General features: G+C 62.9%; 20 protein-coding genes. 11 read left to right on the plus strand and 9 right to left on the minus strand.

All coding sequences use genetic code 11. From position 1 onward, the window contains the following. Window positions 1–15 precede the first annotated feature (15 nt). The 3 genes from BLS26_RS27265 (at window position 16) to BLS26_RS27275 (ending at window position 2,524) form a co-directional block, all read left to right on the plus strand. Window positions 16–1,167 (plus strand): alpha-D-ribose 1-methylphosphonate 5-triphosphate diphosphatase, encoded by a 1,152-nt coding sequence (locus BLS26_RS27265; RefSeq protein WP_092515632.1) that lies wholly within the window; start codon window positions 16–18, stop codon window positions 1,165–1,167. Then, window positions 1,164–1,760: a phosphonate metabolism protein/1,5-bisphosphokinase (PRPP-forming) PhnN gene (gene phnN / locus BLS26_RS27270; protein ID WP_092515633.1), complete on the plus strand. Its 597-nt coding sequence runs from the start codon at window positions 1,164–1,166 to the stop codon at window positions 1,758–1,760. The genes BLS26_RS27265 and phnN overlap by 4 nt, the downstream gene beginning before the upstream one ends. 152 nt (window positions 1,761–1,912) lie before the next feature. Further along, window positions 1,913–2,524 (plus strand): pyridoxamine 5'-phosphate oxidase family protein, encoded by a 612-nt coding sequence (locus BLS26_RS27275; RefSeq protein WP_092515634.1) that lies wholly within the window; start codon window positions 1,913–1,915, stop codon window positions 2,522–2,524. A 30-nt stretch (window positions 2,525–2,554) separates the two neighbouring features. On the opposite strand, the gene BLS26_RS27280 is transcribed toward BLS26_RS27275, so the two are convergent. Further along, entirely contained in the window at window positions 2,555–2,779 is a 225-nt protein-coding gene (locus BLS26_RS27280) for a hypothetical protein (RefSeq protein ID WP_092515635.1), read from the minus strand. Window positions 2,780–3,170: 391 nt separating this feature from the next. On the opposite strand from BLS26_RS27280, the gene BLS26_RS27285 reads away from it, so the two are divergent. Next, window positions 3,171–3,725, plus strand: coding sequence for a response regulator (locus BLS26_RS27285; protein WP_092515636.1), 555 nt, complete (start codon window positions 3,171–3,173; stop codon window positions 3,723–3,725). Here BLS26_RS27285 and BLS26_RS27290 read toward each other — a convergent pair. From BLS26_RS27290 to BLS26_RS27300, 3 genes are read right to left on the minus strand one after another with little or no spacing between them, the layout of a single operon-like run. Next, window positions 3,673–4,473, minus strand: a complete 801-nt coding sequence (locus BLS26_RS27290) for an SDR family NAD(P)-dependent oxidoreductase (RefSeq protein WP_092515637.1) — start codon at window positions 4,471–4,473, stop codon at window positions 3,673–3,675. The two genes, BLS26_RS27285 and BLS26_RS27290, sit on opposite strands and share 53 nt — an antisense overlap. 1 nt (window position 4,474) lies before the next feature. Then, window positions 4,475–5,029, minus strand: coding sequence for a carboxymuconolactone decarboxylase family protein (locus tag BLS26_RS27295; protein WP_092515638.1), 555 nt, complete (start codon window positions 5,027–5,029; stop codon window positions 4,475–4,477). A 47-nt stretch (window positions 5,030–5,076) separates the two neighbouring features. Beyond that, window positions 5,077–6,021, minus strand: a complete 945-nt coding sequence (locus BLS26_RS27300; protein WP_092515639.1) for a hypothetical protein — start codon at window positions 6,019–6,021, stop codon at window positions 5,077–5,079. Window positions 6,022–6,218: 197 nt separating this feature from the next. On the opposite strand from BLS26_RS27300, the gene BLS26_RS27305 reads away from it, so the two are divergent. From BLS26_RS27305 to BLS26_RS27315, 3 genes are all read left to right on the plus strand, one after another. Then, window positions 6,219–9,692 (plus strand): indolepyruvate ferredoxin oxidoreductase family protein, encoded by a 3,474-nt coding sequence (locus BLS26_RS27305; RefSeq protein WP_092515640.1) that lies wholly within the window; start codon window positions 6,219–6,221, stop codon window positions 9,690–9,692. A gap of 141 nt (window positions 9,693–9,833) precedes the next feature. Next, window positions 9,834–10,226, plus strand: coding sequence for a hypothetical protein (locus tag BLS26_RS27310; RefSeq protein WP_092515641.1), 393 nt, complete (start codon window positions 9,834–9,836; stop codon window positions 10,224–10,226). 197 nt (window positions 10,227–10,423) lie between these two features. Continuing rightward, window positions 10,424–12,007 carry an alkaline phosphatase gene (locus tag BLS26_RS27315; protein ID WP_092515642.1) on the plus strand — a complete coding sequence of 528 codons (1,584 nt, stop codon included), beginning with the start codon at window positions 10,424–10,426 and terminating at the stop codon, window positions 12,005–12,007. 12 nt (window positions 12,008–12,019) lie between these two features. Here the strand turns inward: BLS26_RS27315 and BLS26_RS37085 are convergent, their stop codons facing one another. Continuing rightward, complete coding sequence (locus BLS26_RS37085) at window positions 12,020–12,148, minus strand: hypothetical protein (RefSeq protein ID WP_256385886.1); 129 nt, start codon at window positions 12,146–12,148, stop codon at window positions 12,020–12,022. Window positions 12,149–12,284: 136 nt separating this feature from the next. On the opposite strand from BLS26_RS37085, the gene BLS26_RS27320 reads away from it, so the two are divergent. Next, complete coding sequence (locus BLS26_RS27320; protein WP_092515643.1) at window positions 12,285–13,103, plus strand: aldo/keto reductase; 819 nt, start codon at window positions 12,285–12,287, stop codon at window positions 13,101–13,103. A gap of 112 nt (window positions 13,104–13,215) precedes the next feature. After that, complete coding sequence (locus tag BLS26_RS27325; RefSeq protein ID WP_092515644.1) at window positions 13,216–14,385, plus strand: acetyl-CoA C-acyltransferase; 1,170 nt, start codon at window positions 13,216–13,218, stop codon at window positions 14,383–14,385. A gap of 197 nt (window positions 14,386–14,582) precedes the next feature. Here the strand turns inward: BLS26_RS27325 and BLS26_RS27330 are convergent, their stop codons facing one another. Next, window positions 14,583–14,807: a hypothetical protein gene (locus tag BLS26_RS27330; protein ID WP_092515645.1), complete on the minus strand. Its 225-nt coding sequence runs from the start codon at window positions 14,805–14,807 to the stop codon at window positions 14,583–14,585. 258 nt (window positions 14,808–15,065) lie between these two features. Here BLS26_RS27330 and BLS26_RS27335 point away from each other — a divergent pair, with 258 nt between their 5' ends. Continuing rightward, window positions 15,066–16,346: an amidohydrolase family protein gene (locus tag BLS26_RS27335; RefSeq protein ID WP_092515646.1), complete on the plus strand. Its 1,281-nt coding sequence runs from the start codon at window positions 15,066–15,068 to the stop codon at window positions 16,344–16,346. A gap of 106 nt (window positions 16,347–16,452) precedes the next feature. Beyond that, window positions 16,453–16,716 carry a helix-turn-helix domain-containing protein gene (locus tag BLS26_RS36925; protein ID WP_244541701.1) on the plus strand — a complete coding sequence of 88 codons (264 nt, stop codon included), beginning with the start codon at window positions 16,453–16,455 and terminating at the stop codon, window positions 16,714–16,716. 4 nt (window positions 16,717–16,720) lie between these two features. Here the strand turns inward: BLS26_RS36925 and BLS26_RS27345 are convergent, their stop codons facing one another. The 3 genes from BLS26_RS27345 to BLS26_RS27355 form a co-directional block, all read right to left on the minus strand. Then, window positions 16,721–17,599 carry a DMT family transporter gene (locus tag BLS26_RS27345; RefSeq protein WP_092515647.1) on the minus strand — a complete coding sequence of 293 codons (879 nt, stop codon included), beginning with the start codon at window positions 17,597–17,599 and terminating at the stop codon, window positions 16,721–16,723. A 57-nt stretch (window positions 17,600–17,656) separates the two neighbouring features. Beyond that, entirely contained in the window at window positions 17,657–18,895 is a 1,239-nt protein-coding gene (locus BLS26_RS27350) for a PLP-dependent aminotransferase family protein (protein ID WP_092515648.1), read from the minus strand. A gap of 83 nt (window positions 18,896–18,978) precedes the next feature. Further along, a complete protein-coding gene (locus tag BLS26_RS27355) occupies window positions 18,979–19,518 on the minus strand; it encodes a DUF3124 domain-containing protein (protein ID WP_092515649.1) in 540 nt (179 codons plus the stop codon). Between the last annotated feature and the right edge of the window lie 31 nt (window positions 19,519–19,549).

Genomic DNA, 19,549 nt, shown 5'->3' on the forward strand with positions numbered 1-19,549 from the left:
AGGAAGAGACGTGAGATGACTTCGACAGAAACCATTGTTGGCAACGCCCGCGTCGTGCTGGCCGATCGCGTGATCGAACGCGGCTGGATCGCCATCGCTAACGGCCGCATCGCCGAATTCGGCGAGGGTGACGCGCCCAAGGGCAGCATGGATGCCGCCGGTGATTTGATCATGCCGGGCCTGATCGAGCTGCACACCGACCATCTCGAAATGCATTACGTGCCGCGCCCAAAGGTGTTTTGGGATCCGATCGCGGCGGTGGTTTCCTATGACGGCCAGTTGGCGACGTCAGGCATTACCACCGTGCTGGATTCGCTTCGGGTCTGGCGCGAGGACGGCGCCGAGGAGGTTGACGGCAGGGCAGGCATTCTGGCGGAAGCGATCACCGCGGCGCGCGAGGCCAATTTGCTGCGCGCCGAACACTTCCTGCACCTGCGCTGTGAAATTCCGATGCCGAGCGTGGTCGAGGAAGCCTTGGAGCTGATCGACCGGCCCGACGTGCGGCTGATGTCGCTGATGGACCACACGCCCGGGCAGCGTCAGTTCCGCGATGAAGGCAAGCTGCGCGATTATTATCGCGGCAAGGGCGCCGGGATGACCGACGCCGAACTCGATGCCCTGTTCGAAAAGCGTTTTGCCTATCAAAAGGCTTATGCCGCGACCAACATGCGCGAGATCGTGGCGCTTGCCCACAAGTACGAGATCCCGCTTGCCAGCCATGACGACACCACGGAGGAAAACGTCGCCGACGCGATTCAGGATCGTGTCTCGGTGGCGGAGTTTCCGACCACGATGGAGGCGGCGCGCGGTCTGCACCAGGCCGGCATCGGCATTTTGATGGGCGCGCCGAACGTGGTGCGCGGTGGTTCGCATTCCGGCAATATCGCCGCCGTCGATCTCGCCCGCGAGGGACTGTTGGACATCCTGTCCTCCGACTACATCCCGTCGAGCCTGTTGATGGCGGCGCTGCAACTGCCGCAGCGCGTTCCGGCGATCGATCTCGCTTCCGCCGTCCGCACCGTCACCAAGACGCCGGCCGAGGCCGTGGGGCTTTCGGATCGCGGCGAGATCGCAACCGGCAAGCGCGCCGACCTGATCCGGGTGCATGTCGCCCGCGACATTCCGGTGGTGCGCAGCGTCTGGCGGGAAGGGGAGCGGGTCGCATGACGGAAACTCTGACCCACACGACAGGCGGTGCGAACGCGATCGGACCCGGCTGGCTTATCCTTGTCGTTGGCCCCAGCGGCGCCGGCAAGGATACGCTGCTTGGTCTGGCAAAGGCCGCCTGCACGGATGATCCCACCATCGTGTTTCCGCGCCGCGTGATCACGAGGCAGGCTTCTGCCTCCGAGGACAACGAAGAGGTGAGCGCCGGGACGTTCCAGGAGGCGGTCGAGCGCGGTCATTTTGCTGTCCATTGGGAAGCCCATGGCCATCGTTATGCCCTGTCGCGGGCGATCGATGACGATATTCGTGCCGGACGCACGGTGGTCGCGAATGTCTCGCGCACCGTGATTGCCGGGATGCGCCGGGCCTATGCCGATGTCGTGGTGGTCTCGATCACGGCGCCGCCGAACGTGCTGGCGGAGCGTATCGCGCTGCGCGCCCGCGGCAGCGACGGCAGGCTCGACCAGCGGCTTAACCGCACGGTCGAGGATACGTCGGCCGCGCCCGACGTCACCATCATCAATGTCTCCAGCGCCGAATATCACGCGCGCCAGTTCGTGCGGATCGTCAAGGGCGAGAAGTGGGCCGAGTAACAAAGCGTTTTCAAGCGAAGTGGATACCGGTTCGCATAGCAATCAAGTTTACGCAGATTGCGTAGACTTATCTGCGGTAGAAAACGCGTCAAACAAGAGATGGAGCCCGGTTCTGATGCAATCAGAACCGATCAGGCTCCAGGAGATCGGGAATGACGGTTATTGCGACCATCGAGCAGCTCGAGGCCATCTACGGCTTTCCCAACGATGCCTCGACGGTCAAGGTCGCCGACCGCGTCACGCCGGCCTATCGCGCGCTGATGGACCAGTCGCCATTCGCGGCGCTGGCGACCTCTGGGCCGGAAGGGCTCGATTGTTCGCCGCGCGGCGACCTCGCGGGTTTCGTTCGCGTTCACGACGACAAGACGCTGATGATGCCGGATCGCCGCGGCAACAACCGCTGCGATTCCCTGCGCAACATCGTGCGCGATCCCCGTGTAGCGCTGCTGTTCCTGATTCCCGGTTCCGGCAGCACGCTGCGGGTCAATGGCCGCGCGTATGTATCGGCTGAGCCCGACCTGTTGCAGTCGTTCAAGATGGACGGCAAGGCGCCGCGCACCGTGATCGTCATGACGGTGGAAGAAATCTATTTTCAGTGTGCGCGGGCCATCGTGCGCTCCGATCTCTGGAACCCCGACAAGCGGGTCGATCCCAAAACCTTGCCGACGCCGGGGCAAATTCTGGCCGAGATGAGCGACGACATGGTCGGCGGTGAGAAATACGACCGCGAATGGCCCGAGCGTGCGCGGCAGACGATGTGGTGAGCGGAAAACGCGTCGAACAAAAAAAGGTGATTACGCTGCCAGATCGAGCAAAAGCTGTGAAGAACCTCGGATCAGCACCTTGCGGCCTGTCTGCGTGATCACAGGGGCGTCGCCGCTCATGGCAATGAGCCCGAGCGCCATCAGGCTCTCGACCGCGTAGCGGCTGATTTGTGGCAGCCGCGATGCCGAAGTGCGAACGGCTTTCAGCGCTTCCCACTGGCCGGGCGTAAGGTCGTAGTCGAATTCGTCTTGCATGGTATTTCAATTCCCAGTTCTTGGGTTGCTCATAGCGAGCGCACGTGAAATTCGTGCGACCACAACGAGTCAGGATTTCGACTGATGGTGACTTGCTGTCACATCATCGTGTCATTGGAATCGATCGATTGTTTCGAATCACGCTGATTGGCCGGACAAATAACGCTGGCACAGATGGCGTGAGCAGGAGCGTCAAAAAGCGCGCCCCGATTAGGGCAACCCTTATGACCAGATTGTTAACAGAAGGTTAATCTGCCGGGGCGTGGCAATACGGGTGCGTCGCCACATGCTGCAAAATTGCTTAAGGCGCCGGCACAACTGCGCGTGAAACACTTCACGCCACTCATACAATTGGTGTGCAAGGTTCCCCTCAAGAAAAAGGAGCACCTTGATGGCCATCGATCCGCAATCAACCACAACCGATCTCGAACCCGGCGTGACGCGCCGCCCGTTGCGGCTGCTCATCGTCGACGACGATGTCGTGCAGCAGGAACTGCTGAAGCGGGCGGCCGGACGTTCCAAGTTCGAGATGACGATTGCGGGCTCGTGTGGCGAAGCGATCCGCCATCTGGAAACCGATAGCTTCGACTGCGTGATCCTCGATCTCGAACTCGCCGATGGCGATGGTGTCGAAGTCTGCGGCGCCATGGTGCGCACGGGTTATGTCGGCGCCCTGATCATCATCAGCGGCACCGATTCGCGCCGCCGCTCGGCCGCCCGCAACTATGCGAGATCGCTGGGAATCGAAGCGCAGGGTTTGCCGAAGCCGATCGATCTGGCCTCGCTTCGGATCTGCCTTGCCAACCTCGGCAAGGATATCCAGGGCTTGCCGGCGATTCACGACTGGGGCGGCGCCTTTGTCGGCCGCACCAAGGAAGCCCATCGCGCCGACGCTACCCCCGCCGCACGCTCGCGCCGCCGTCAACCGGCAGCGTCACGCCCGTAACGAAGCTCGCTTCGTCGGACGCCAGAAACAGCGCGGCGTTGGCGACGTCCCAGCCCGTGCCCATCTTCTGGCGCAGCGGCACCTTGCTGTCGCGTTCGGCCTCGACCTCGGCGCGGCTCTTCTTGAACTCGCGGGCGCGGGTATCGACCGCCATCGGCGTGTTCATCAGGCCGGGCAGGATGACGTTGGCGCGAATGCCGTATTGCGCGTTCTGGTAGGCGAGCTGTTCGGTGAAGGCGATCATCGCCGACTTGGTCGCCTTGTAGGCGACATAGGGATAGGTCGTGATCGCGGCCATCGACGAGATGTTGATGATGGCGCCGCTGTTCTGCTGGCGCATGATCGGGATCACGTGCCTGGCCGCGAAAATGCAGCTCTTCAGGTTGATCGCGACGCAGCGGTCGAACGCCTCCTCGGTGATGTCGAGCAGTTCGGCGTCGCCGCCGGACAGGCTGACGCCGACATTATTATGAAGCACGTCGATGCGGCCCCAGCGGCCATGGGCGTCGGCCACCATGGCCTTGAGGTCGGCATTCTTGGTGACGTCGGCCTGGAACGCCGCCGCAGTGCCGCCCTTGGCCGTGATCAGATCCACCGTCTCCTGGGCGGAGGCGAGGTTGTGATCGACGCACAGGACCTTGGCGCCCTCGCGTGCGAAGGTCAGCGCGGTGGCGCGGCCGTTGCCGATGCCTTCACCGGGGCTTTGGCCGGCGCCGACAACGATGGCTACACGATCTTTCAAACGCATTTCATTCCACTCCCGGGATCGGGTACTGTTGCAGTACCTCTTTGTAATAGGGTTCGTTGTCCATCTTCATCGTCGCCAGCACGCGGACGACGGCGCAGTAGAAGGCGATGGTGAGCACCAGATCGGTCATGTGCTCGTCCGACAGATCCTTCTTGATCTCGGCAAAGGTCGCATCCGACATCGCGAGTTCGCGCACCATCTCGCGGGCGCCGCGCAGGATGGCTTTCGCCAGCGGTTCGAGTTTCGACGGCTTGCCCTCGGTCTCGGCCATCATGGCCTTGATGTCGTCGTCGGTAACGCCGAATTCCTTGCCGATCTTTACGTGATGGGTGAACTCGTATTCGGATTTTTCCATCCAGCCGACCTGGAGGATCGCAAGTTCGCGCAGGCGCGGGTCGAGCTTGCTCTTGAAGCGGATGTAGCCTCCGATGCCGTTGAAGGCCCGCGCCATGTCGGGCGAGTTGACCAACAGCTTGTGCAGGTTGGTGTTGCGCTTGAGCATGTCGCGATATTCGGGGGCGATCTGGTCGGCTTCGAGATAGGGCAGGCGGGCCATTTGTTGTTTTTTCCCTGTTTGGCACTATCGAAGTCGAATGCGCTAGCTCAGCCGTAGAGCGCTTTGTGCTCGCGTTCAAAATTGGCGTAGGAGTCCTTCATGCTGGCGAGATTGAGCAGCATGGTTGCGACCGGCGTTTCGTCGGTCGCGAAGACGGTCGTTCTCACCCACATGCTTTCGGTGCGGCGGCTGCCGCTCAGCGCCACGACTTCACGCTCGGTGACATAAGTCTCGCCGGGGAATAGCGGGCCGCGCAGCAGGCGGATTTCCTGATCCGCAAACAGGCCGACCGCCGGTCCGCGCACCGGCAAGCGGTCCTCGCGGGCGCGGTATTGAAACAACACGCTCAGCATCTCGAACGGGATGATGGCGCGGCCCCAGGGATTGAGCTCCTGCGAATAAAAAGCCGACGGTTCGGTGATGACCTTGAGCTTGTCGGCCAGCGAAAACGGATAGAGGTCGCCCATGTTCTGGTCGAAATCCATTTTCACGCTCTGCCGGCTGGTCTTCATGCCGACGTTGAGATCCGCGAGAATCACGGGATCGGTGAGCGGTTTCAATTCGCCGAGTCGCTTCGCGAGCGCGGTTTCCGTTCCATCGCCGCCGACTGAGGCTGTGCCGCGCAGGATCTCGGTGCCGTCGCGCTTGGTCATGCCAATCGCAAGGGTGGTCTGGCCCGGCTTCGGCTTTTCGATGTTGGCCTGGACTTCCTCGCCCTCGAAGGCCGGGTTCCGGTAGTGCGCGGACAGGCAGCCGGTCGCGAACCAGGCCGGACCCCAGATCCGTTCGCACAACGGCGCAAACTGGCTGAAATGGGTTGGTCCCTCGATGGTACCGCCCTGAAAACCGAGCTTTTGCGCGGTCGCATCGTCGTGGATCGAGGCGTGCGAGTCGTAGACCTGCGCATGGAGCATCTGCGCCGGCTTGCGCCACGGCCCGGTGAGCAGGTTGCCGCTCTCCAATATCTCGATCGTGAACGCTGCTTCTGTCATCACTAGCCTCTCCCTTTACCGTCAGCGTCTCAAAGAAGCGGGGCTTCGGCAAGGCCGATGAAACGTCCGCGGGCGGTCGAGATATGTCCTGCGGCCATGGATTCACGCTGGGCACGCATGGCAAATTAGGTACATTCTAATCTCAACGAGACCGGTTCGAGCAACCGGCGAGAACAAAGCGCGGCGGGGAACTAATCATGGCATTGTTGGAAGTTGGGCTGGACGACAAGTATCGTCTGGATGCGAAGCGGATTTTTCTCTCGGGTACGCAGGCGCTGGTCCGGTTACCGATGCTGCAGCGCGAACGCGACCGCGCGCAGGGCCTCAATACCGCGGGCTTTATCTCCGGTTATCGGGGTTCGCCGCTCGGCATGTACGATCACGCGCTTTGGCGCGCCAAAAGCTTCCTCAAGCAGCATGACATCGAATTCGCGCCTGGACTCAACGAGGATCTGGCGGCGACCGCGGTGTGGGGCAGCCAGCAGGTCGGCATGTTTCCCGGCGCCAAGGTCGATGGCGTGTTCGGCATCTGGTATGGCAAGGGCCCTGGTGTCGACCGGTCGCTGGATGCGCTCAAGCATGCCAACTCGGCGGGTACCTCGCCGAACGGCGGTGTGATCGCGCTGGCCGGCGACGACCATGGCTGCCAGTCCTCGACGCTCGCCCATCAGAGCGAACAGGTGTTTGCATCGGCGCTAATGCCGATCGTCAATCCCGCGACGCTGCAGGATTATCTCGATCTCGGCATTCTCGGTTTTGCGCTGTCGCGTTTTTCCAGTTGCTGGATCGGCTTCAAGGCGATCTCGGAGACGGTCGAGAGTTCGGCTTCGATCGTCAGCGATCCCGATCGCATCAAGATCATCATGCCCGACGATTTCGAGATGCCGCCGGGCGGGCTCGGCATCCGCTGGCCCGATGCGCCGCTGGAGCAGGAACGCCGGCTGCATGGCCCGAAGATGGACGCGGTCGCCGCCTTCACCCGCGTCAACCGTTTCGACCGCATCGTGCTGGATTCGAAGCCGGCGCGGCTCGGCATCATGGCGACCGGCAAAGCCTATCTCGATCTGCGCCAGGCGCTGGCCGATCTCGGTATTACCGACGGCGAAGCCCAGGCGCTTGGTTTGCGCATCTACAAGGTCGCGCTGACCTGGCCGCTGGAGCAGTCGGGCGCTCGCGCCTTCGCCGAAGGCTTGCAGGATGTACTGGTCGTCGAGGAGAAGCGCGGCTTCATCGAGGACCAGTTGCTTCGCATTCTCTACAACGTCGATGCCTCCCGGCGGCCTTCGGTGGTCGGCAAGCGCGATGAGACCGGCGCTCCGTTGTTGCGAAGCGAAGGCGAGTTGACACCGACCATGATTGCGGCTGCCGTGGTGGCGCGGCTGCGCAAGCTCGGTCATCGCAGTCCCGCGCTGGAGCAGCGCCTGGCCAAGCTCGAAGCTTTCGACCGGCCGGCCGAGGGTATTGCCGCAGCGAAGCTGCAGCGAACGCCGTATTTTTGTTCGGGCTGCCCGCACAACACCTCGACCAAGGTGCCGGAAGGCAGCCGCGCGATGGCCGGCATTGGTTGTCACGGCATGGCGCTCTCGATCCCGGCCCGCCGCACCGCGACGATCTCGCATATGGGCGCCGAAGGCGTGGCGTGGATCGGGCAGGCGCCGTTCACCAGCGAACAACATGTGTTCCAGAATCTGGGCGACGGTACCTATACCCATTCCGGCCTGCTGGCGCTGCGGGCTGCAGCGGCATCCGGCGTCAACATCACCTACAAGATCCTCTACAACGATGCGGTGGCGATGACCGGCGGCCAGCCCGCCGAAGGCGGCCTGACCGTGTCGCAGATCGCGCATCAGGTCTCGGCGGAAGGGGCCAAGAAACTCGCCATCGTCACCGACGAGCCCGACAAATATCCGCCGAACTATTTTCCGGCCGGCGCCATCATCCATCACCGCAGGGATCTCGACGCGGTGCAGAAGGATTTGCGCGAAGTGAAGGGCCTCACCGTCCTGATCTACGACCAGACCTGCGCCGCCGAGAAGCGCCGCCGCCGCAAGCGTGGAACCTATCCAGATCCGCAAAAGCGCGTGTCCATTAACGAGCGGGTCTGCGAGGGCTGCGGCGACTGCTCGGTGGCTTCCAACTGCGTCTCGGTGCAGCCGCTGGAGACCGAACTCGGCCGCAAGCGCAAGATCGATCAGTCGAACTGCAACAAGGATTTTTCCTGCATCGAGGGATTCTGTCCGAGCTTCGTCACCGTGCATGGGGGCAAGCTGCGCAAGGCCGATCGCACCGCTGCCGATCCGTCGGCGCTGTTCGCCGATCTGCCGCTGCCGACGCCGCCGGCGCTGGATGGCGCGTTCAATATCCTCGTCACTGGTATCGGCGGCACCGGCGTCATCACCATCGGCGCGCTGCTCGGCATGGCCGCCCATGTCGACGGCAAGGCGTGCTCGACGCTGGACTTTACTGGATTGGCGCAGAAGAACGGCGCGGTCATGAGCCACATCCGGATCGCGCCGTCCGCGGACGATCTTGCCAACGTCCGGATCGGGCCCGGCAGTGCTAACCTCATTCTCGGCTGCGACATCGTCGTCGCCACCTCGGTCCCGGCGCTGAGCCGGGCCGAGCGCGGCGTGACGCGGGCGGTGGTCAATGCCGACTTGTTGCCGACCGCGAGCTTCGTGATCGATCCGGATATCGATTTCCAGGCCGGCGCCATGCGCGACTCGCTCAACGAGGCCGTCAGCGCCGCCGATCTCGACGTTCTCGACGCGACGGGTCTTGCCACTGCGCTGATGGGCGACAGCATCGCTACCAACGCCTTCATGCTCGGCTTTGCGTTCCAGCGCGGTGCGATCCCGCTGTCGCTGGAAGCAATCATGAAGGCGATCGATCTCAATGGTGCGGCGATCGATATGAACAAGTTGGCGTTCTCGTGGGGACGTCTGGCGGCGCATGATCTGCAGCGCGTGATCTCAGCCGCGCGCTTCAAGAACTCGGGCGCGACGCCGGCCAAGCGCTCGCTTGACGAAAGCATCGCGTTCCGCGCCAAATTCCTGACCGATTACCAGAACGAGGCCTATTCGAAGCGTTACTTCTCCGAAGTGGAACGCGTTCGCGCCGCGGAGGCCAAGGCTGCGCCTGGATCTCAGGAACTGACGGAAGCCTTCGCCAAAGGCCTGTTCAAGCTGATGGCTTACAAGGACGAATACGAAGTCGCCCGGCTCTACACCGACGGGGAGTTCGCGAAAGCCTTGAAGGAACAGTTCGACGGCGACACCAGTGTCAAGGTCAGCCTCGCGCCGCCGATGTTCGCGCCACGCGACAAGGCGACCGGACACCTGCGCAAGCGCGAATTCGGACCGTGGATGTTCAAGGCGTTCGGTCTGCTGGCACGGATGAAGTCGCTGCGCGGCACCGCGTTCGATCCGTTCGGCTATACCAGCGAGCGCAAAATGGAGCGCGCGCTGCCGGGCGAATATTCGGCGATGATCTTCCGCCACCTCGATGCGAACAAGCCGCTCGATCTGCCGCGGCTGGTAACACTGGCGAAGTCGGCCGAACTAGTGCGTGGCTACGGCCACATCAAGGAAGCCAACGTCGCGAAATTCCGCACCGAAACCGCGCGCCTCGAAAGCGCGATCGGGCAGCCTGTAGCCCAGGCGGCGGAGTAGAAGCGTTATGCTGGCGGTGAAACTTTTCACGGCCACCATAGTTTCCCAGTAACCTTGCCGGCACGAACGGCTGGCATTGTCGTGCCGGCTTCCTACATGATGTCGATAGTTCGTTTTTTCTTTGGTTTCAGGAGGCCATGAATGGGCCTGAAAAGTGCCTTTGCGGCATTCGTTTGTACCGGGTTCCTGATGCTGGGCGGCGCGGCTATGGCCGACGAGTATCGTCCCGACGAGTTCCTCCGGCTCGATCTCTCCAAAGTCGTGCTTTCACCGAAGCGGCTCGGGCCGGAAGCGGAATTCGCCCCGGTTCCGATCGAGGCGAAAACCGATCGCGTGCGCACAACGACGGTGACGGAACCCAAGATCGTCATGCGGAAGACGCACGTGGCGCGTGTCAACGCTACGCCACCGCGCGCCGCAGCTCGCGCCAAATTGGCGCATCGCCACGGCAACCCGCTCGATGCGCAGGCACGCGATACGCGAATCCAGACTTGGCCGTGCAAGTCGGGCGGCATTTGCGGCTGGCAGCGATAACAATCGCGCTTCGTAGGGTGGGTTAGGCGAAGCCGTAACCCACCGCGGTATCAACCGCGCTGCACGAAGTTGGTGGGTTACGCCTTCGGCTAACCCACCCTACAGTTCCCTCAGAGTCATCCACCTGTCGTAAAACCTTCGGCTGGGAGTCAAATTCAACGGGCACACCTTTGTCATGATTCGACGAGGGTGACTCGATGCCATCTGCGATACGCGCCAAGCATGCTCTGAACCGGCGTCAACTGCTGGTCCGCTCGGCAGCGACGGTGGCCGTCGCCGGGCTCGGCAGCATCGCAAGGCCCTATCTGAGCCGCGCCGCCGATCGTCCGTTGATCGCCTGCGGCATTCAATCCGGCGACGTTGCGGTGGACTCCGCTGTCATCTGGTCGCGCGCCGATCGTGCGGCACGCATGCAGGTCGAGTGTTCGACGGTCGAGAGCTTCAAGACCATCATCCGCACCGTTTCCGCCGATGCGCTGCCGGACAGCGACTTCACCTCGAAAGTACTGCTCGATGGCCTGCCCGCGGGGCAGGACATCTTCTACCGCGTGCGCTTCGACGATATCGCGGGCGGACTCGCCGGAGAAACCCGGGTCGGCCATTTCCGCACCGCGCCGTCAGAGCGACGTTCGGTATCGTTCGTCTGGTCCGGCGATGCCGTGGGCCAGGGCTGGGGCATCGATCCTGCGCGCGGGGGATTGCGAACCTATCGCACCATGCGCGACAATCGACCTGACTTCTTCATTCATTCCGGCGATCACATCTATGCCGATTGTCCGGTCCCATCCGAACTGAAGCTGCCGAACGGCGAGATCTGGCGCAACATCGTCACGGAAGAAAAATCCGTCGCCGCCCACAGCCTGGCCCAGTTTCGCGGCAACTACAAATACAACTGGCTCGACGAAAATTTTCGCGCCTTCCACGCCGAAGTCCCGATGTTCGCGCAATGGGACGACCATGAAGTGACCAACGACTGGGCGCCGCTCGGCAGCTATGACGAGAGCGGCTTTGCCGACGACGGCGTCCCGAAACTGGTGTCCCGCGCCCGTCGCGCGTTCCATGAATTCATGCCGATGCGCGAGCCGGCGGGCGACAACGGCCGCGTCTACCGCCGGATCGGCTATGGCCCGCTGCTCGACGTCTTCATGCTCGACATGCGCAGTTACCGCGACAACACCTGGAACAAGCGCGATGACAACAGCGACACCTTCATCCTCGGGCCGGCGCAACTGGCGTGGCTGAAGCGCGAACTGGTCGCCTCCAACGCGACCTGGAAGGTGATCGCCGCCGACATGTCGATCGGCCTGATCAGCGAAGACGCGGTTGCGCTCGGCGACGGCCCGCCGCAACGCCGCGAGCATGAGATCGCCGATTTGCTGTCGTTCATGAAGCGCGCCGGCATCCGCAACACGGTGTGGCTGACCGCCGACATGCACTACACATCAGCGCATTACTATGACCCGAACCAGGCTCCGTTCGCGGATTTCGAGCCGTTCTGGGAATTCGTCTCCGGCCCGTTGCACGCCGGCACCTGGGCGCCCGGCGATCTCGACAACACGTTTGGGCCCAAGGCGGTGTATCAGAAGGGCTGCAGCGCGGAGCAGGGCGAAAATCTGGCGCCCTGTTTTGGGCTGCAGTTCTTCGGTCACGTCGCGATCGACGGCCAAACCGAAGTCATGACCGTGACCCTGAAGGACGTCGACGACCGCGATCTATGGTCGGTCGATATCGATCCCCGTCCGGACGCGCGGCCCGGTCAGATCATGGCGCAGCATATCTGAGCGGCACCTAGCTTAGGGTGTCACCAGGAAATAGCCGCCGACCACGAGCAGGAGCGCAAGCGCAACGATCACACCGAGCACGGCCGCGATGATCGCCGGCAGTCCATGGCTGTCCAGCCACTCTCGCAACGCCCTTGCCATCGCCGTCCTGACTTGATCTTGATTTGCTCAGCACCGTGCCGACAGGCTATCCATAGCGGTCTATTTCCCGCAATGAAATACCCGCTTGCGTGGCTTTCGCCACGGACACGGCGCCCTACCTCCCTCAGGAACCACCATGGAAAATATCAGGACCCAAGGTATCAACCTGCCCAAGCTCGGGCTCGGCACTTTCCGCATGCAGGGCGATGCCTGCCGCGCCGCGGTCGAGAGCGCGCTCGATCTGGGCTACCGCCACCTCGACACCGCCGAGATGTACGCCAACGAGGAGGCGATCGGCGCGGCATTGGCCGCCTCGAAGGTCGCCCGCGCGGACCTGCACGTCACCACAAAGGTCTGGAACGAGAATTTGGCGCCAGACGCCATCCGCCGCGCCCTCGATGCGTCGCTGAAGAAGCTCCGGCTCGACCATGTCGATCTCTATCTGGTGCATTGGCCGGCGCTGAACATGAACCTGCCGGACATCTTCGAGACGCTGATGAAATTGAAGGAGGAGGGCCGCACCCGCGCCATCGGCGTCGCCAATTTCAACATCGCGCTGCTCAAGACCGTGGTCGACGAGATCAAGGCCCCGATCGCCTGCAATCAGGTCGAATACCATGTGATGCTGGATCAGACGAAGCTGCGCCAGTTTCTCTCTGCGAAATCGATCCCGCTGGTGGCCTATTGTCCGCTGGCGCAGGGCCGGGTGGCCTCCGACGAGGCGTTGGCCGCGATCGGGCGCAAGCACAACGCCAGTGCGGCCCAGGTGGCCTTGAAATGGCTGCTCGACCAGGATGGCGTGGCTGCGATTCCGAAGGCGTCGCGGGCCGAAAGCCAGCAGGCCAATCTCGATGCGCTGAAGGTGCAGCTCGATGATGCCGATCGGGCTGTGATCGCGGCCTTGCCGAAGGACAAACGGTGTGTAAATCCCGGCTTCGCACCGGCATGGGACTGATGCCGATTCTTGTGCCGATTCTTGGCCTTTTCCGTCCGCCGGAATTCAAGGTTTTGCTACACACCGACTGTGGTCCAGTCCATACTGGCCCGCATCCAAGGGAGGTCTAAAAATGCGTGAAGCTGTTATCGTTTCCTATGCTCGCACGGGTCTGGCCAAGTCCGGCCGCGGCGGGTTCAATATTACCCCTCCGATGTCGATGGCGGCCCACGCCGTCAAGCACGCTGTCGAGCGCGCCGGCGTCGCCAAGGACTATGTCGAAGACTGCTATCTCGGCAATTGCGCCCATGGCGCGCCGAATATCGGCCGTCAGGCCGCGCTGCTCGCTGGCATGCCAAAGTCGACGGCCGGCGTCTCGGTCAACCGGTTCTGTTCGTCGGGCCTGCAGACCATCGCAATGGCCGCCAACTCGATCCGCTCGGACGGCGCTGATTGCATCGTCGCCGGCGGCGTCGAAAGCATCTCGATCCCCGGCGGTGGTTCGCCCAAGGAATCGATCGATCCCGACCTGCTCAAGGCCGCGCCCGATATCTTCATGGCGATGATCGACACCGCCGATATCGTCGCCGAGCGCTACAAGCTCAGCCGCGAATACCAGGACGAGTATTCGCTGGAATCGCAGCGCCGCATGGCGGCCGCCCAGCAGGCCAACAAGTTCAAGGACGAAATCGTCCCGATGAAGACCAAGATGAAGGTGGTCGACAAGGCGACCAAGGCGGAAAGCATCGTCGACTACGTCGTCGATCGCGACGAGTGCAATCGTCCGGAAACGACCCTGGAAGGCCTCGCCAAGCTCGAGCCGGTCAAGGGTCCCGGCAAGTACGTCACCGCCGGCAACGCCAGCCAGCTCTCGGATGGCGCCGCAGCGGTTGTCCTGATGGAAGCCAAGGATGCCGAAAAGCGCGGCCTCCACCCGATGGGCCGTTTCGTCGCCTGGGCGGCGGCGGGCTGCGAACCGGACGAGATGGGCATCGGCCCGATCTTCGCCGTGCCGAAGCTGTTGAAGCGCCATGGCCTCAAGATCGACGACATCGATCTCTGGGAGCTCAATGAAGCTTTCGCCAGCCAGTGCCTCTACTCGCGCGACAAGCTCGGGATCGATCCGGAGAAGTACAATGTCAACGGCGGCTCGATCGCGATCGGTCATCCCTTCGGCATGACCGGTGCGCGTCTCACCGGCCACCTGCTGCAGGAAGGCCGCCGCCGCAAGGCAAAGTGGGGCGTCGTCACCATGTGCATCGGTGGCGGTCAGGGCGGCGCGGGCCTGTTCGAAATCTACTGAGATTTTTCGAACGGCGCGTTGTAGCAGCCACGCAGACAGCGAACTCGCAACAAACAAAAAATGGCTCCGCGAGGAGCCATTTTCCGTTCATAGCGTTTTCAAGCGAAGTGGGTACCGGTTCGCGTTAAGAAAACGCGTCCAACAAAATCAAGGAGCCCGGTTCTGAATCAGAACCGGGCTCCTTCGGCGATAAAGCCTTAGTAGCGATCCTTCCGGATCACCACCGTGCGGTCGCGGTGATGACCCTCCCAGCCGCGATGCCAGCCACGATCGCGGTGCTCGCGGAATTCGGCGCGCGCGCCGTAGCCATGGTGCCAGCCGTGATCGCCACGCTTGATCACAACGGTCTCAGCACTTGCGATCGACGGCGCCGCGATGACGATCGCGCCAAGCGCAGCCAATACGTATCCAAACTTCTTCATGTTCTGTCCTCCTCAATGGAATCGAGAATGTAACAGCGCAGCGATGCGATCGTTCCCGCGGAACCTGAACAGATTTCTGAACGCTTGTTCAGTCAGGCGATTTTTCTCTCGTTCGCGCTCCCTGGATCATCGGTTGAAGGCGATCCAGGCATCTCGCCTTGCGCGAGCAACCTTGCGAGAATTCAGCGGCCGCTTGCGCAAGACCGAATGGCGGCGCATCATCACACCATAAAAAAACATATCAGGGGGAGCGCTGCCATGACCGGATTTTCACGCCGTGACTTTCTGAGCCTGAGTGGATCGGCGGCGGTGGCCGCGATGGCCGGCCCGGCCGGCGCCGCGATGGGACCGAACGACAAGTTCGACCTCGTGATCAAGGGCGGCGACGTGCTCGACCCCAGCCAGTCGCTGCGCGGCAAGCGTGACATCGGCATTCGCTGGGGCGTGATCGAGGCGATCGAAAACGAAATTCCGGCGGCCCGCATTTCGAAGTCGATCGACGCTTCGGGCAAATTGGTGACGCCCGGGCTGATCGACCTGCATTGCCATGTGTACCCCTACGGCTCCGCGATCGGCATTCCCGCCGACGAGCTGGTGCAGTTTCAGGGCACCACCACGGTGGTGTCGGCGGGCGACGCCGGCGTCAATAACCTCGCCGCGCTGCGCCGCTACATCGTGGCGCAATCAAGGGCGCGGATTTACGCCTTCGTCCACATCGCCAACAACGGCTTGTCGGCGTTCCCGATTGCCGAACTTTACAACATCGACAATGCGCAAGTCGAAGCCTGCGCCATGGCGCTCGCCGAAAATCCGGATTTTCTGATCGGCGTCAAGGTGCGGATGTCGGAGAACATCATCTACAAGCACGGCCTCGAGCCGCTGAAGCGCGGCATCCAGGCCTGCGAGATGTGCGGGTGGCCGGCCAAGATGATGGTGCATATCGGCGGCGTCGAGACCAAGGAGCTGATGTCAGAGATACTCGACCTGTTGCGGCCCGGCGACGTGCTGACCCATGCCTATTCCGGCGCCCCCAACAATGCCGGTGCGTTCACCAACATCGTGCAGGACGGCAAGCTGCTGCCGGCGGCACTCGCCGCCAAGCAGCGCGGCGTCATTTTCGATGTCGGCCATGGTGGTGGCAGTTTCGATTTCACGGTGGCGGAAGTGGCGATCCCCGGCGGCTGCACGCCGGACACGATCTCGTCCGACCTCCACGTCTTCTCCGGCAATTCGCCCGGGGTGCCCTATCTGCCGAACGTGATGAGCAAGTTCATGGCGCTGGGCTTCTCGCTGGAGCAGGTGGTGACGATGGCGACCACGGCGCCGGCCAAGATCATCAACCGCGCGCCCAAAATCGGCACGCTGCAGATCGGCGCCCCCGGCGATGTCGCCATCATGGATCTGGTGGAAGGGCCGGTCTCGTTCGTCGACACCCGCAACAACAAGCGCGATGGCAAGGCTTTGCTGAAACCCGTGCAGACCGTGATCAACGGCGTGCCGTTCGGCCGGCCCTATCAGTCGCCGTTCGCGGTGCGGTAGAAGGCGAGGGCAACCGGACTTCGACGGATCATTTGATCCCGATCAATGCGGGACCCGGCTTGCCTTGCGACGGTCACCGTCGAAAGGGTGGAGCGTGGTGCGTAGCGTGTCCTATACCGAGCAGCCATTGGACGGTCGCGAACGGGCGATCCCCGATGCCGATCTCGACCGTCTGGCCTATGAAACCGAATTTCTCGCGCAACTCGGAGGCCGGGTGCGCGAGATGCGCGCCGTTCACGGCATGTCGCGTCGCGAACTGTCGCGCCGCTGCGGTCTTTCCGAACGCTACGTGGCCATGATCGAGGCCGGCAAGGGCAACGTGTCGATCGTGCGGCTGTTGCGGATCGCTTTAGTGTTTCGCTGCACGTAGCGGATCAGGCGGCCTGTTTCTGCTCGCGGTTATCACCAATGATGTCGGCGATCACGGCGCCCATCACCAGCGCGCCGCCGATCAGAGCCCGGGAGGATGGGGCCTCCTGGAACGCCAGCCACACCCAGAACGGCATCAGCGGCGTCTCGAGCGTGGCGATCAAAGCGGCCTGGCTGGAGGGCAGCAGGCGCGAGCCCAGCATGTACAGCGACAGGCCGAGCGCGACCTGGCAGAACCCGAACATCGCGAAAATGAAGATGTCGTGGGCCGTAACCGTGGCAATCCCGTGCGCGAAGGGAATGCTGACGACGCAGCCCAGGATGTTCGACAGCGCCGCAGCCGCGACCATCGATGTGTTCCGGTGCTGCCGGACGATGACCGTCATCACGGCAATCGCGACGGTCATGATGACGGCCAGCGTGAGGCCGAGAAAGTCGGAGCCGGGCTGAGCGCCGCCGACAATGATGGCGATGCCGACGAGCGCGACGATACTGGCCAGCGTGGTCCGCAGCCGCGGCACTTCCTTGAGCCAGACCCACGCGAGCGCGGCGGTGACGAACGGTCCGGTTGCGATGATGATCGCGACGTTCGATACGCTTGTCAGTTGCAGGGAAGGGATGAAGCACACCATGCCCAGCGTCGAGAGCGACGCGACCAGCCAGCCGGTCCTGTCCATGCGGGTGAAATCGCGCAGGCCGGCGCGGCCCTGCAGCAGGAACAGAATGGCGGCGATCATCGCGGCGCCGAACAGGCCGCGCCAGAACAGGATGGTCCAGGAGTCGAACGGCAGCAGCCGCGTGAAGAACGGCGCGGTGCTCCACGCGATCGCCGCCGCGACGACAAGGGTGATCCCCTTGCGATGCTGCGATTGCGCCCCGGCCATTCCACTGATCCTGCTGATTGCCGGGTATGCTACCGCTGAAACCGCCTGAGGCTATGTCTACGCCCGCTTCTCCACATTGGAACTGCGCTCGGGTACGCCGAACTCCCTACGGCAGACCTCGGCGAGCACGGCGACGCCCTCGCGGATCTGTTCGTGCGAGGGGCTGGCAAAGCACAGCCGCAACCGGCTGCCGGAATAGGCCTTGTCGGTCGACCATTCCGGCCCCGGATTGATGGCGACGCCGGCGGCGAGTGCCGCCTGATACAGTTTCAGCGTATCGACATTGTCGGGCAGTTTGACCCACAGGAAGATGCCGCCCTTGGGGTCCTCGAATTCCGCTGAAGTGCCGAACTGCTCGTTGAGCGCCTCCATCAGCGTATCGAGCTTGGCGCGCAGGCCGCGGGTCAGCTTCGGCACATGGCTGGAGAAATGCGGTGTGCAATATTCCGCCAGCACCATCTGCTCCAGCGCGCCGGAGCCGGCGTCGGTCTTCAGCGCCAGCATCCGCGACATCATCGCCCAGGGCGCGACGATGAAGCCGACCCGCAGCGCCGGGGCAATCGATTTGGAAAATGAGCCGATGTGGATGACGTTGGCCTGCTGGCTCATGGCATAGATCGCCGGCGGCCGTTCGCCGGTCCAGATCAGGTCGGCGTAGCAATCGTCCTCGAAAATCGGCACGCCGTATTGCTGCGACAGTTTCAGCATCTCCGCGCGCCGCTGCTCCGGCATGATTGACCCGGTCGGGTTCTGCACGGTCGGGATGGTGTAGATGTATTTCGGCGTGATGCCGCGGGCTTTGTGGTCGGCCAGCGCCGCCGCCAGTGCGTCCATCCGCATGCCCTGGTCGTCGAGGGGAATGCCGACCGCCTTGACGCCAAGCCGCGTCAGCCGGTTGATCGCGCCCTGATAGCTTTCCTGCTCGATCAGCACGGTATCGCCGCGCGCCAGCAAGGTCTGGTTGACGAGATCGAGCGCCTGCAGCGAGCCCGACACGATCATGATGTCGTCGGCGGCACAGCTAATGCCGGCGTCGCGCTTCAGCTTGGTGGTCAGGAATTCCCGCAGCGGACGATAGCCCTGCGGGCCACTCGCCAGACCATAGGTCGCGAGCGTCTTGCCCTCGCGCCGGAGCACGGCGTTGACCGCATCGATCAGGCCCTCGACCGGCACCTGGTCGGGATCGTTGTTGCCGCCGACGAAGCTGTATTTGGCAAGGCCCGTCCACCGCGCCGCCGGCGCCGGCAATCCGGCGGGCAACAGGTCTGCAAAATCGAAAGGTGCCGCGGTCGACATGGATATTCACTCCCGTTTGTTTCTTGTTGAGAAAGCCGGTTGCTCCGGCCTTCCGGCTCGTTCTCATTCAGGTTTCTTGCAGACTAGTTCTTGCCGACCAGCTTGATCGGGCGCCCCTGGCTGATGAAGGCATAATGCCCGGGGCCGACGCTGCCGACCATCAGCGCCTCGACCGCGGGTTCGGCGATCTCGCTGGTGGCCGCCCAGTCGACCACGAAATTGGCTCCGGTGCCGCCGCGCACATCGGTCGCGGCAATGAAGACCTCGATGGTCGAGAACGGTTTTAGCGCCACCGGCGTCTTGAGGTAGCTTTCCACCATTTTCCCGGATGTGTCGAAATAGGCCACTCGCTTCAGCACCAGCGGCCTGGTCTCCGACGCGTTGTGAATGCTCAGCGTCACCGAAAAGTCGCCCCGCAGCCGGCCCGCGCTCATCGATACGCTGGAATAGACCGGCACGTAAAATGCTCCGGAAACGGAGAGATTTTCCGCCGGCAAAGCGGTGAGGGAACCAGCGAAATTTTGCTCGACCGAGCCCGCAGCCTCGGCTCGGGCGGTCGAGGTATGGATCGACAGGGTGGCCAAAATCGCGAGAATAAAGCCCGCTGCGCGGATGTGACACATTGCTCGTTTGATCCCGGCGCGGGGACCTCTA

Source organism: Afipia sp. GAS231, from assembly GCF_900103365.1.
Lineage (GTDB): Bacteria > Pseudomonadota > Alphaproteobacteria > Rhizobiales > Xanthobacteraceae > Bradyrhizobium.